A 12,324-nucleotide genomic window follows, 5' to 3' on the forward strand; every position below is an offset into this window, starting at 1 on the left:
CCTCATGAGCGATCATGTCTTCACCCACCTGCGGCACACGGCACTGGCCGTGCCCGACTTCGACAAGCAGCTCGACTTCTACACCAACCACTGGGGCCTGTCGGTTGCCGCGACCGATGGCGATGTCACCTATCTGGCCGCGGAGGGCTCGCCCGAGCAGTACGTGGTGCGCATCCGCCGCGCCGCCGAAAAGCGCCTCGACCTGATCTCCTTCGGCGTCACCGACAGCGCGGCGGTCGACACCGTCGCCGACAAGCTCGGCCGGGGCGGGGCCACCCTGGTCAGCGAACCGGACCGATTGCAGACACCCGGTGGGGGATACGGTTTCCGGTTCTTCGACAACGAAGGCCGCACGATCGAGGTGTCCGCCGACGTCGCGGCTCGCCGACATCGCAAAGTCGAAGTGGGCGAGGCGATTCCGGTACGGCTGTCGCACGTGGTGGTGAACTCCGCCGACCCGGAAACCACCGTGGCCTTCTACGAGAAGCATTTCGGCTTCAAGGTCTCCGACATCCTCATGCATCCGCGCATGGGCAAGATGATGTGGTTTCTGCGCACCAACCGTTGGCACCATTCGCTGGCGATCGCGCGCGGCCCCCATCCCGCGCTGCACCACGCGTCGTTCGAGCTGCGCGGTCTCGACGAGTACATGCGTGGCACCGGCCGCATGTTGCGCTCAGGCGTCGAAAAGATCTGGGGCCCCGGTCGGCACCTCGCGGGCAACAACACCTTCTCGTACTTCCTCGACCCGAACGGCAACACGATGGAGTACACGACCGAACTCGAGTCGCTGGACGAGGACACCTGGCACCCGCACCTCTACGACTTCACCCAGCCCGAGGTCAGCGACCAATGGGGGACCGCCAACGCGATGGACGAATTCGTCGCCGCGAAATCGTTCAACGACCCCGACAAGGGTCTGTTCATCGCACCGCCGGTGTGAAAGGAGTTATCCACCATGCGTTTTGCCATGATTCGCCATAACGACGCGGCTCCTGTCGCCGCTGTCGTCGACGACGACAACGTGTACCTGTTCCCCGGTGGCACCACGGTGCTCGAGCTTGTCCGGGCCGGGCTGACCGCCGCGCTGGAGATGGGCGCGCAGATCCAGTCGATGACCACACCGATTCCGGTTAAGGAGGTCGCGTTCGACGCTCCGCTGGCACCGCCGACAATTCGCGACTTCGTCACCTTCGAAGAACATGTCGAAGGAGTCCGTGCGAGTGTCCAGGGCCGCGGCGGAGTGCCGGCGGCCTGGTACGCGGCGCCGCATTTCTATTTCACCAACCCGCACACGGTGAACGGTCCGCGCAGCGAGATCCGGGCACCGCACCACTGCGCGGAACTGGACTTCGAACTCGAGGTCGCGGCCGTCGTCGGCCGTGCCGGTCGCGACCTGACCGTCGAGCAGGCCGCCGATCACATCTTCGGTTACACGATCTTCAACGACTGGTCGGCACGTGATCTCCAGCGTCTGGAAATGCAGGTCGGGCTCGGTCCGGCGAAGGGCAAGGACTTCGCCAACACGCTCGGCCCGGTGCTGGTGACCGCCGACGAAATGGTGCCGTTCCTCGACGCCGACGGCTTCCTCGAACTGCACTGCACCGCACGGGTCAATGGGACCGAAGTGGGCAGCGACGTCTTGTCCAACATGGGCTGGACCTTCCCCATGCTGCTGGCCTACGCCTCACGCGACGCCGCGCTCGCCCCGGGCGATGTACTCGGCTCGGGCACCGTCGGCAACGGCGGCTGTCTGGCCGAGCTGTGGGGCCGCCGCGGCCGTCTCGACCCGCCGCCGCTGACAGTCGGCGACACCGTCGAACTCACAGTGGAACACCTGGGAACCCTGGTGAACACCGTCGGCGAGCGCACCAGCGCGCCGCACGCTGTTCCCGCACCCCGGCTCCGCGACCGCGCGCAGCACCGGGCCGAGGTGACCGCACCATGACAACCCACACCGTGGTCGTCACCGGCGCGGCAGGCGGCATCGGCCGCGTTGTCGCCCAACGACTCACCGACGACGGCTACCACGTCGTCGCGCTCGATCGCCAGGGCAGCGAAATCGTGCGCGCGTTCGATGTCACCGACGAGCGGCAATGGCGAGAACTGGCAACCACTCTCGACGCACCGGTGCACGGACTGGTCAACTGCGCCGGCATCACCCGACGCGCGCGCCTGGGCGAGGTGACCGTCGCCGAAATGACCGACGCCTATGCGGTCAACGTACTGGCACCGCTGCTGGCGATCCAGGCGCTGACCCCCGTGATGGCCGCTGGCTCGGCGATCGTGAACATCGGTTCGCTCGCGGCCCTCACCGGCCACTACCCGGTGGCCTACACCACGAGCAAATGGGCACTGCGTGGTTTGACCCACACCGCCGCACTGTCCTTGGGTGAGAACGGAATTCGGATCAACATCGTCCATCCGGGCTTCATCGACACCCCCATGACGGAATCGGCGCCCGCGCGATTTCGGGACTCGTCGATCAGTGAGACCGCGTTGGCGCGTGCCGGCACCGCCGCCGAGGTCGCCGGCGCGGTGGCCTTCCTCCTCGGCGCCGATTCCACATACATGACCGGCGCCGAGATCACCGTCGACGGCGGAGCGAGCTCGCACGGCGGCGTGAAGTCGATCTCGGACGCCCTGCGACCCGAACTACAGGAGCACAGATGACCGGAACAGAAACCGCCGCAACGCCACTGGACCGCAGCGATCCCGAATCCGCGATCGCCGCCGCGGCCCAGCGATGCTCGAACTGGGCACGGTGGGGTGCCGACGATGTGCACGGCACGTTGAACTTCCTCGACGACGCCAAGCGGGCCGAAGCCGGGGCACTGATCCGGCACGGCCGCAGCTTCAGCCTGTCGCAGAGCTTCGACACGAACGGGCCCCAGCGCGGCTGGCGGCGTCGCTCGAATCCGGTGCACACCATGCTCGATACCGGCACCGACGCCGAAGCCGGGATCCAGGGATTCCCGCACGGTCTCGGCGGCGCCGACGACGTGGTGTCGATGCCGCTGCAGTGTTCGACGCAATGGGACGGACTCGGCCACATCTTCGACCACGGTCGGGCCTGGAACGGCCGGCGCGCGGGCGAGGTAGTGACCTCACAGGGCGATCAGGTCACCGGCATCGAAACCGTGGCCGATCGGATCGTGGGCCGCGGGGTGCTGCTCGACGTCGGACGCGTCTACGGCACCGGCACCGAACTACCTGACGGGTTCGCCATCACCACAGCCCATCTCGAGGAAACGATCCGCACACAGGGAGCCTCCTCGGCGGTCGGCCGCGGTGACATCGTGACCGTGCGCACCGGCCAGCTCAGCCGCGCCCGGCGCGAGGGTTGGAACGACTACGCCGGTGGCGCGGCCCCGGGTCTGTCGTTCACCACCGCGGACTGGTTGCACCGCACCGAGATCGCCGCGATCGCCACCGACACCTGGGGTTTCGAGGTGCGGCCCAACGAATTCGACGACGCCTTCCAACCTCTGCACCAGGTCGCCATCCCGCACATCGGGTTGTTCCTCGGCGAGATGTGGGACCTGGACGCGCTCGCTGAACACTGCGCGCGCACCGGCACCTACGAGTTCTTCCTCGTCGCCGCGCCGATCCCGGTCACCGGTGCGGTCGGCGCACCGGTCAACCCGATCGCGGTCGTCTGAACCCCGACGAAAGCAGCGTCGAGCGCGGATCTCGTCGCGTCTCGAAAACTTGTCAATGAGAGGAAAACCCTGATGTTCGAATACTTTCCCGGAAACTATGTGTGGAACCTCGGTGTGGTCGCGGCGCTGAACAGTGGCGGCTACATCGACGAGGTCGATCGGGCCTGCCGTCCCATTCGGGAAGCGGCCACCCGCGGTGAGGACGCAGGCACCGAGGAATTCCTGGCGTCCTGGACGGCGGTCGTCGACGACCTGGTCGAGGCCGCGGGGCGTGACCGTGCGGTCGGACGCACGCGGTCAGCGGGCCGAGCCTACGCACGTGCCGCGAACTACCTGATTCACGCCGAGCGGATGCAGAGCCCGCAGACGCCCGATCGCAACGCGATCTATCGCCGGGTGCTGGAATTGATGCAGCAGTCCTTCGACCTGGTCGATCCGAACACCGTGCGCGTCTCGATTCCCTTCCGCGACACCACACTTCCGGCCTATTTCATGCGGCCTGACGTGGCAGGCCCGGTGCCCTGCATGATCGTGTGGAACGGCCTGGACAGCACCAAGGAACACATGTACCTGTCCGGGTTCGCCCACGAGCTCGCCGAGCGAGGGATCGCCACCCTCATGGTCGACTGCCCCGGCAGCGGCGAGGCACTGCGCCTGCAAGGACTCACCGCCCAGATCGAGACCGAGGAATGGGCGGCCGCCTGTGTCGACTACCTCGAAACTGTCGACGACATCGACACCACACGCATCGGCTTGGTCGGCTGGTCGCTGGGCGGCTATTACGCCCCCCGCGCGGCGGCCTTCGAGAAGCGGCTGGCGCTGTGCGTGGCATGGGGCGCCAACCACGACTGGGGCAAGGTGCAGCGTCGCCGAATCGAACGCGAAGGCGAACGGCCCGTGCCGCACTACTGGAACCACGTGATGTGGGTCTGGGGTGAGAACGACCTCGACACCTTCCTGAACAACGCCGACGGCGTCAACCTCGACGGCGTCGTCGAGCAGATCAGCGTGCCTTTCCTCATCGTGCACGGCGAGAACGACCGGCAGATCCCGCTCGAATACGCCCACCGCTCCTACGAGCAGGCAACGGCCAGCCCGAAACGACACTTGCGTGTCTTCACCGCTCGCGAGGGCGGCGCGGAACACATCGGGCTGGACAACTTCCCCCTGGTCAGTACCTATATCGCCGACTGGGTCACCGAAACCTTCGCCGAACTGGGGGCAGAACAGCAGACGGCGACCGCCGTCGGCTGAAGGCCGCGGCGATGTCGGCCGGTGCGCTGCCCGGCCGCCCCCGACATCGCCGTCGGCTGTTCTCACCAGACGAATGCCGGCGATGGATCACCCGATCCCACGAACCGCCCGAGGCAGCGCGATGGGGACCGGCCACCGACACGCGTACGCGTCGGCGCCGTTCGTCGCGTTCGCGCTGCCTCGGGCAATCGGATAGCGGCGGCTCGTCTACCTACCCGCACCCAGATCGATGATGGCCAAGTCCTTCTCGATCTGGGTCCTGGCGTCCAGCACGAGTGGGACCAGCGTCTTGTCGACCAATTGTGCGAAGCGCTCGGCGTGGCACGACAGCGACACCGCGCCGATGGCCTGACCGTCTCGGTCGGTGATCGCCACGCCCACCGCGGCCACTCCACGTTCGGTGCCTTCGTAGTTGATCGCGAACCCGCGACGCCGCGTGGTGTCCAAATCGGCTGTCAGGGAATGGAATTCGCCGGCGCCGAGCAATGGCTCGCCGCCCGCGCGGGSGAGCCGATACAGCCGTTCCAGCTCGTCGAAGGGCAGGGCGGCCAGTAGCGCCTTGCCTCCGGAGGCCTGGTGCGCAGGCATCACCACGCCATCGCGATCGTTGGTCGCATACACCGATTGCGCGCGCACGGTGCCGAGGAACCGCACGCTCTCGCGCACCCGGATCATCAAGTTCGCCGATTCGCCGCTGCGCCGCGACAACACCTCGAGATGCGGCTGGCACAGCGCGCGAAACGCTTTGGTCCACGCCAGTCTGGCCGGGGCCGCGTCCAGTGAGGGACCGGGCAGGTAGACGTGGTTGTCGTTCTGCACCGCGAAACCCCGGTAAGTCAACGTCTGCAGTAGCCGGTGTGCGCTCGACCGCGAGATGTCGAGGTGGGTGGCGGCGTCCATCACACGCAGGCTGCCGTAGTCGCGCAGCAGTTGCAGCAACCGCAACCCACGGTCGAGGGAGCCGACCGCGCTCGTCGGTCGCTCGGGCAGGGGAGTGTTCCGCATAGCGGAATTATATTCCCTCGTGAAAGCCCACGGACTTAGTTTCGCTCCATGCAGAATTGTGACTCAGATTACGCACCTACCGTCGTGGTAGGTGGCGGCATCGGCGGTCTGGCCACCGCGCTCGGGCTGATCAAAGCCGGTAAAAAGGCCGTTGTGCTGGAACAAGCTCACGAGTTCGGGGAAATCGGTGCGGGCCTGCAGCTCGGCCCGAATGCCACCCGCATCCTGGATTCGTGGGGCTTGCTCGAGCGGGTATGCGCGGTCGGCGTGCTCCCGAACAATATCGTCATGCGGGACGCGATCTCCGCTGAGGAAATCGGACGGCTGCCGCTGACGGGCGAATTCCGCACGCGGTTCGGTGGCCCCTACGTCGTCATCCACCGCACGGACCTGCACGCGATCCTGCTCGAGGCATGCCGCGAGGCCGGGGCCGACCTGCGCACCGGCGTCCGGGTGGAACGGGTCGAGGACATCGGCAACGGCACCCTCGTCGTCGCCGAAGGTGATCGCAGCTTCACCGCCGAAGCCACCATCGCCGCCGACGGACTCCATTCCGTGCTGCGCCACGAGATCGTCGGTGACGACCTCGTGGCATCCGGGTATGTCGCCTACCGCGGGACGGTCCCGATCACCGACGCGTCGAGACAGGACCGCGAACTCGACGATGTCGTCGTGTGGGTCGGGCCCGGCAGCCACCTGGTCCAGTACCGGCTGCGCGCCGGCGAAGTGCTCAATCAGGTCGCGGTGTTCGAGTCGCCCTCCTTCGTGCGCGGCGACGAGGAATTCGGTGGCACCGCCGAGCTCGAGGCCGCCTTCGCCGACTGCCATCCGCAGGTGCGCGACGCGATCACCCACATCGGCAAGCAGCGCCGGTGGCCGCTCTACGACCGGATGCCCGCCGACACCTGGGGCGAGGGCAGGCTCGTGCTGACCGGCGACGCGGCACACCCCATGCTGCAATACCTGGCCCAGGGCTGCTGCCAGGCACTCGAAGACGCCAAAACGCTCGAGTTCCTGGTCGCCGCCGACGCCCAGGACACCGACTGGCCGGCGGTGATCCGCCGGTTCAGTGACTCCCGTATCCCGCGCACCGCCGAAGTGCAGACCAGGGCACGCATGTTCGGCGACATCTGCCACGCGGGCGGTGTCCACCGCGTGGTGCGCAACGAACTGCTCGCCACCCTCGGCGCCGAGGACCTCTACGGCCACGCCGACTGGCTCTACCGGGGCCCGGTCTTCGACCTGCTGCGCCAGGCCCGCCTCGCCGTCGCCTGATCCCGCCCCGATTCCTTCCACCGAAAGACGATTCCGACCATGCGACTCGCAGTTCTCGACGGCGACCGTGCCGCGATTGCCACCGACACCGACGTCTACGACATCACCGATCTGCTCCCGACCTCGGCGGGCCCCTACGGCGGCCCGTGGCTGCCGTGGCTGGAACGCGGCGGCCTCGTCGCCGACCTGCGCGCTCTGGATCTCTCGCAGTGCCCGCGCCATCGCCTCGGCTCGGTCGCGCTGCGCGCACCGCTGTCGCGGCCGGGCAAGATCGTCGCCGCTCCGGTGAACTACCTCGATCACAAGGTCGAGATGCACGAGCAGAAGACGATCGCCGAGTACGGCGTGTTCCTCAAGGCCAACACCTCGGTGATCGGGCCGGGGGAGACCGTCGAGCTGCCCTACCTCGACAAACGCACCGACCAGGAAGGTGAACTGGCCATTGTGATCGGCCGCACCGCCCGGCACGTGCCAGTGCAGGAAGCTCTCGACTACATCGTCGGCTACACCTGCCTGCTCGACATCAGCGTCCGCTCCACCGAAGACCGCTCGACCCGTAAGTCCTTCGACACCTTCACCCCGCTGGGACCGTGGATCGTCACCGCTGACGAGGTGGGCGACCCCGACACCTTGCCGCTGAGTTGCTGGGTGGGTGGGGAGCTGCGCCAGCAGACCAACACCTGCGAGCTGATCTTCTCGGTCGCCGAACTGGTCTCCTATGCGAGCTCGGTGATGACCCTGCACCCCGGCGACGTCATCGCTACCGGGACGCCCGCCGGGGTCGGCGCGCTGGACGACGGCACCTCGATCCGGCTCGAGATCGACCGGATCGGTGTGCTCGAGGTCGGCGTCACCGCCGAAACCGCCATCGCCTACGCCGATCGGCCGGGCGCTCAGCTCGACGCCCGTTTCGCGAGTAAGTGAGCGACGCAATGGAAATCGCAGCTCACAACATCAAGGCCCGCATCGAATCCGCGCCCATGCAGCCACTGCAATACGCGGTGGTGACGATCTGCGTGCTGTTGAACATGCTCGACGGATTCGATGTGCTCGCGCTGGCATTCAGCGCCTCACATATCTCCGATGAATGGTCACTGAGCGGGTCGCAGCTCGGCATCCTGCTCAGCTCGGCGTTGTTCGGCATGGCCGCCGGATCGATCGTCGTCGCCCAGGTGGCCGACCTCGTCGGGCGCCGACGCACTATCGTCGTCGCCGCGCTGATCGTCGCGCTCGGCATGGGGTTGTCGGCGATGGCCACCGGGTTCACCATGCTGCTCGCGGTGCGGATCGTCACAGGCATCGCCGTCGGCACCCTGCAGGCCTGCCTGAATGTCATGGTGGCCGAGTACTCCTCGGCCCGGCACCGCTCGACCGCGATCAGCGTCTACACCGCCGGTCAGCCGATCGGCGGCACACTCGGCGGCATCATCGCCGGTATCCTGCTCGCACAATTCGATTGGCGTGCGGTCTTCGCCTTCGGTGCCGTGGTAACACTGTGCGTCGCACTGCTCGCCGCGGCGATCCTGCCGGAATCGGTCGATTTCTTGATCAACCGGCGCCCCCGCAATGCCCTGGCACGCACCAACGCCATCCTGACCCGGCTGCGCCAACCGGCCCTGACCGAGATGCCGTCGGCTGCGATGCGCAACAACGACATCACCGGGCATTGGCGCGACATCACCACCGGCCCGAACCTGCTCACGACATCACTGCTCGGATTCAGCTTCTTCGTATTGATGGCCGGGTTCTATTTCGCCAACTCCTGGACGCCGAAACTGGTCGCCAGCAGCGGGTTCACCTCCGCCGACGGCGTGCAAGCCGGTGTGTGTTTCAGCGCGGGCGGAATTGTCGGGGCCCTGGTGTTCGGGCCCCTGGCCATGCGATTCGGCGTGCGTCCCACACTCACCGCACTGTTCGGTGTCGCCGCGGCCGCCTTCGCGCTCTACGCGCTGTCGATGGGATCGCTGCACACGGCCCTGGTCGCGGCCGTACTGCTCGGGATGACCACCAGCGCTGTGATGGCCGGCATGTTCTCGATCGCCCCGATGTACTACGACTCCTCGGCGCGGGCGACCGCGGTCGGGCTGGTCATCGGCATGGGACGAGTCGGCGCGATCTTCTCGCCCATCATCGCCGGCAGGCTCATCGACCTCGGCTGGGCGCCGAAGAACCTCTACTTCCTGTTCTGCCTGCCCCTGATCGCGGGTGCGCTGGCGATCTTCGCGCTGCGTTCCCGGCGCGCTGTCCTGACCGACAGCCGCACCGAGCCGGGGGCGACCGATGCCGCACCGTCACTGGCGCACTGAACTCCGACCGGCGGTCCCCGAGCCGCCCCGCTCTCCGAGGGAATCACCATGACCAGCAACAACGTCACAGAACCTGAATCCAACCCCGAACTCGACCGTCTCTACGCCGACTTCGCCCGCAACTCCACCGCCCCGCTGTGGACCCAAACCGGCAACCTCATGCCGGAAAGTCCTGCCCCCGCCGCGGTCGCGCACCTGTGGCAGTGGTCGGAGCTGCTCGACATCGCACGCCGCTCCGGTGAGCTTGTCCCCGTCGGCCGCGGCGGTGAACGTCGAGCGATCGGCCTGGCGAACCCCGGTCTCGCCCCCACCCCGTATGCCACGCCGACCCTGTGGTGCGCGATCCAGTGGCTCGGCCCGCGCGAAGTGGCACCGGAGCACCGGCACGCCCAGAACGCATTTCGCTTCGTGATCGAGGGCGAAGGTGTGTGGACCGTCGTCGACGGGGACCCGGTGGCTATGCGCCGCGGCGATCTACTGATGACGCCCGGCTGGTGTTTCCACGGGCACCACAACGAGACCGATCAGCCGATGGCATGGATCGATGGACTCGACGTGCCACTCGCGCACGACCTCGATCTCGGCTTCTTCGAGTTCGGGTCCGAGGTGGTGACCGACGCATCGACCCCACCGATATCGCGATCGGAGCGGTTGTGGAGTCATCCGGGTCTCACTCCGCTCTCGTCGGGTGCATCACGGCGATCCACGCCGATCGCCGCGTACCGCTGGGAGTACACCGACCGGGCTCTGCGCGAGCAATTGCTGCTGGAGCAGGAAGGACATCCGGCTACCGTCGAGCCGGGTCACGCGGCGATCAAATACACGAACCCGACCAACGGCGGCGATGTGCTCCCGACTATCCGCTGCGAATTCCACCGCTTGCGGGCGGGCACGACCACTGCGGATCGGCGCGAGGTGGGCTCGTCCATCTGGCAAGTTTTCGACGGCACAGGTCATGTCCGGCTCGGCGACCAGCGCCGGGCACTGACCACCGGCGATCTATTCGTCGTGCCGTCCTGGGTGCCGTGGTCGCTGGAAGCGGAGACCGAGCTCGACCTGTTCCGGTTCTCCGATGCTCCGGTTGTCGAGAAGCTGGGATACCACGACCCGGCCAAGTAATGAAAGCGGCTGTTCGACAACCACGATGGCCCAGGTGCAGGCGTCGGCCGACAGCTCGATTGAGTAAGTCGGTGGCGGGTGCTGTCCTCGCAATTCGACGCGAAGCAACATCGAGATTCATCCGGATCGTCGCGCGCGGGACAACAACGGATGCGCGCAGCGCCCGAGCGATATGGAGGTTCCCGCCGGCGTCCGGATGGAGAGCATCACGGCGTCTGTGCTGGTACGAGGGCGGCGGTCACCGCGGACTGGACTCCCTGCCCGGCAAGGACGATGGGTTCGATCGAGCGCAGTGTGCGACACAGCACGAACGCTCCCTCGAGGGCGGTCAGAGTCGACATCGCCAGAGCACGACTCTGTTGCTCGGTGACGTCGAGTTGTCCGAACCATTGTGCGAGTCGAGTCAGCCAGTCCTGAAAGACCTCCGCGGCCTCGCTTCTGAGCCGTTCGTTGGTGCTCGCCACTTCCAGTGCGATGGTCTCGATCGAACATGCCTCGCTGTAATCCTGAGATTCCATGAGTCTGCCGGCGTTCTCGAATAGTTGCGGTATTGCGGTTGCGGGATCGGCGTCGGCCAGTTGCGTGCCGACAAAAGCGCCGTAACGGACTCCTTCGCGCCGAATGACTTCCACGCTGATCGCTTCCTTGCCCCCGGGGAAGTGGTGGTAGATCGAGCCGAACGGTGCCTTAGCTGTGCTGGAGATCTGTTTGAGGCCGGTAGCGGACATGCCTTGGCGGCGATACAGCTCCGCTGTCGCCTCGAGTATCCGTTCACGTGTGCCGAGATCTGCCATGGCGATCACTCCTTGCGCGGTGGTATGCGACAGCATATCGTGGGCCAGTAGAACGATCTATCTAGGAGGTGCGGGATGCCTACAGTGCAGGTACCGGCGGGGCCCATCGCCTACGAGGACACCGGTGGAGACGGACCCGTCCTCGTGTTCGGCCACGGTCTGCTCATGGACGGTCGGCAATGGCGCAAAGTCATTCCGTTGCTGCCCGAATACCGTTGCATCACACCGACGTTGCCCCTGGGCGCGCACGTCGAGCCGATGCATCCCGACGTGGACCTGACCGAGCAGGGAGTCGCTCGCATCCTCGCGGACTTCCTCGATGTCCTAGGACTCGAGGCAGTGACGTTGGTCCTCAACGATTGGGGCGGTGGGCAGTTCATGATCTCCGAGGGTCGTGATCAGCGGGTGGGAAGGCTGGTGCTCGCCTCGTGCACCGCGTTCGACAACTACCCGCCCAAGCCGGCGCGCCCCGCGTCCCTGCTGTGCCGCCTGCCGGGTGGGGGATGGCTGCTGAGCAGAATGTTCGGGACGAAGTTCTTTCGGCACAGTCGCCGCGCGTACGGTGCGCTGAGTAAGACGGGGCTACCGGACTCGCTGTACGACGAATGGTTTCGCCCCGCCATCGAGAACGCCGCGATCCGCCGCGATCTGGTCAAATTCGCCACCGGGGCGCCCTCTAGACGCCGGCTGCTCGAATTATCCGATCAACTACGGACATTCACGCGTCCGGTACTCGTGGTGTGGGCACGCGAAGATCGGATGATGCCGCTCGAGCATGCAGATCGATTGGTTGAGCTGTTCCCTGATGCGGCCAAGCTGATCATCGATAATTCGTGGACTCTTATCCCGGAAGACCAGCCGCAAGCTATGGCAAAGGCCTTGCAGGAGTTCGTAGGATGATCGGCCGCA

General features: G+C 66.5%; 12 protein-coding genes. 10 read left to right on the forward strand and 2 right to left on the reverse strand.

What is annotated here, in order from left to right; genetic code table 11:
• Positions 1 to 4: 4 nt before the first annotated feature.
• From ASD42_RS21250 to ASD42_RS21270, 5 genes are all read left to right on the forward strand, one after another.
• Positions 5 to 943, forward strand: a complete 939-nt coding sequence (locus ASD42_RS21250) for a VOC family protein (protein WP_056819439.1) — start codon at positions 5 to 7, stop codon at positions 941 to 943.
• A 15-nt stretch (positions 944 to 958) separates the two neighbouring features.
• Positions 959 to 1,948, forward strand: a complete 990-nt coding sequence (locus ASD42_RS21255) for a fumarylacetoacetate hydrolase family protein (RefSeq protein WP_056819441.1) — start codon at positions 959 to 961, stop codon at positions 1,946 to 1,948.
• Complete coding sequence (locus ASD42_RS21260) at positions 1,945 to 2,673, forward strand: SDR family NAD(P)-dependent oxidoreductase (protein WP_056819443.1); 729 nt, start codon at positions 1,945 to 1,947, stop codon at positions 2,671 to 2,673. The genes ASD42_RS21255 and ASD42_RS21260 overlap by 4 nt, the downstream gene beginning before the upstream one ends.
• Complete coding sequence (locus ASD42_RS21265; RefSeq protein WP_200950487.1) at positions 2,670 to 3,662, forward strand: cyclase family protein; 993 nt, start codon at positions 2,670 to 2,672, stop codon at positions 3,660 to 3,662. The genes ASD42_RS21260 and ASD42_RS21265 overlap by 4 nt, the downstream gene beginning before the upstream one ends.
• Before the next feature lie 72 nt (positions 3,663 to 3,734).
• Entirely contained in the window at positions 3,735 to 4,916 is a 1,182-nt protein-coding gene (locus tag ASD42_RS21270) for an alpha/beta hydrolase family protein (protein ID WP_056819444.1), read from the forward strand.
• A 207-nt stretch (positions 4,917 to 5,123) separates the two neighbouring features.
• Here ASD42_RS21270 and ASD42_RS21275 read toward each other — a convergent pair whose 3' ends face one another.
• Positions 5,124 to 5,921 (reverse strand): IclR family transcriptional regulator, encoded by a 798-nt coding sequence (locus ASD42_RS21275; RefSeq protein WP_056819445.1) that lies wholly within the window; start codon positions 5,919 to 5,921, stop codon positions 5,124 to 5,126.
• Between the two features lie 48 nt (positions 5,922 to 5,969).
• On the opposite strand from ASD42_RS21275, the gene ASD42_RS21280 reads away from it, so the two are divergent.
• The 4 genes from ASD42_RS21280 to ASD42_RS21295 are packed head-to-tail and all read left to right on the forward strand — an operon-like array spanning position 5,970 to position 10,621.
• Positions 5,970 to 7,196 carry an FAD-dependent monooxygenase gene (locus ASD42_RS21280; protein ID WP_056819446.1) on the forward strand — a complete coding sequence of 409 codons (1,227 nt, stop codon included), beginning with the start codon at positions 5,970 to 5,972 and terminating at the stop codon, positions 7,194 to 7,196.
• A 39-nt stretch (positions 7,197 to 7,235) separates the two neighbouring features.
• Positions 7,236 to 8,120: a fumarylacetoacetate hydrolase family protein gene (locus ASD42_RS21285; protein ID WP_056819447.1), complete on the forward strand. Its 885-nt coding sequence runs from the start codon at positions 7,236 to 7,238 to the stop codon at positions 8,118 to 8,120.
• 8 nt (positions 8,121 to 8,128) lie between these two features.
• A complete protein-coding gene (locus ASD42_RS21290; RefSeq protein ID WP_056819449.1) occupies positions 8,129 to 9,502 on the forward strand; it encodes an MFS transporter in 1,374 nt (457 codons plus the stop codon).
• Between the two features lie 48 nt (positions 9,503 to 9,550).
• On the forward strand, positions 9,551 to 10,621 hold the full coding sequence (locus ASD42_RS21295; protein ID WP_056819450.1) for a cupin domain-containing protein: 1,071 nt from the start codon (positions 9,551 to 9,553) through the stop codon (positions 10,619 to 10,621).
• 206 nt (positions 10,622 to 10,827) lie between these two features.
• Here ASD42_RS21295 and ASD42_RS21300 read toward each other — a convergent pair whose 3' ends face one another.
• The gene (locus ASD42_RS21300) at positions 10,828 to 11,415 is read right to left on the reverse strand and encodes a TetR/AcrR family transcriptional regulator (RefSeq protein ID WP_056820358.1); all 588 of its coding nucleotides are present in this window, start codon (positions 11,413 to 11,415) and stop codon (positions 10,828 to 10,830) included.
• Positions 11,416 to 11,490: 75 nt separating this feature from the next.
• Here ASD42_RS21300 and ASD42_RS21305 point away from each other — a divergent pair, with 75 nt between their 5' ends.
• A complete protein-coding gene (locus ASD42_RS21305) occupies positions 11,491 to 12,315 on the forward strand; it encodes an alpha/beta fold hydrolase (RefSeq protein WP_056819452.1) in 825 nt (274 codons plus the stop codon).
• The last annotated feature ends 9 nt before the right edge of the window (positions 12,316 to 12,324 follow it).

The organism is Nocardia sp. Root136, assembly GCF_001427185.1.
GTDB classification, from domain to species: domain Bacteria; phylum Actinomycetota; class Actinomycetes; order Mycobacteriales; family Mycobacteriaceae; genus Nocardia; species Nocardia salmonicida.

Excerpts from the sequence above, each read along its gene's own strand:
- ASD42_RS21285 (WP_056819447.1), top strand. The coding sequence starts at position 7,236 with ATGCGACTCGCAGTTCTCGACGGCGACCGTGCCGCGATTGCCACCGAC.
- ASD42_RS21265 (WP_200950487.1), top strand. The coding sequence starts at position 2,670 with ATGACCGGAACAGAAACCGCCGCAACGCCACTGGACCGCAGCGATCCC.
- ASD42_RS21250 (WP_056819439.1), top strand. The coding sequence starts at position 5 with ATGAGCGATCATGTCTTCACCCACCTGCGGCACACGGCACTGGCCGTG.
- ASD42_RS21280 (WP_056819446.1), top strand. The coding sequence starts at position 5,970 with ATGCAGAATTGTGACTCAGATTACGCACCTACCGTCGTGGTAGGTGGC.
- ASD42_RS21305 (WP_056819452.1), top strand. The coding sequence starts at position 11,491 with ATGCCTACAGTGCAGGTACCGGCGGGGCCCATCGCCTACGAGGACACC.
- ASD42_RS21270 (WP_056819444.1), top strand. The coding sequence starts at position 3,735 with ATGTTCGAATACTTTCCCGGAAACTATGTGTGGAACCTCGGTGTGGTC.
- ASD42_RS21290 (WP_056819449.1), top strand. The coding sequence starts at position 8,129 with ATGGAAATCGCAGCTCACAACATCAAGGCCCGCATCGAATCCGCGCCC.
- ASD42_RS21300 (WP_056820358.1), bottom strand. The coding sequence starts at position 11,415 with ATGGCAGATCTCGGCACACGTGAACGGATACTCGAGGCGACAGCGGAG.
- ASD42_RS21295 (WP_056819450.1), top strand. The coding sequence starts at position 9,551 with ATGACCAGCAACAACGTCACAGAACCTGAATCCAACCCCGAACTCGAC.
- ASD42_RS21260 (WP_056819443.1), top strand. The coding sequence starts at position 1,945 with ATGACAACCCACACCGTGGTCGTCACCGGCGCGGCAGGCGGCATCGGC.
- ASD42_RS21255 (WP_056819441.1), top strand. The coding sequence starts at position 959 with ATGCGTTTTGCCATGATTCGCCATAACGACGCGGCTCCTGTCGCCGCT.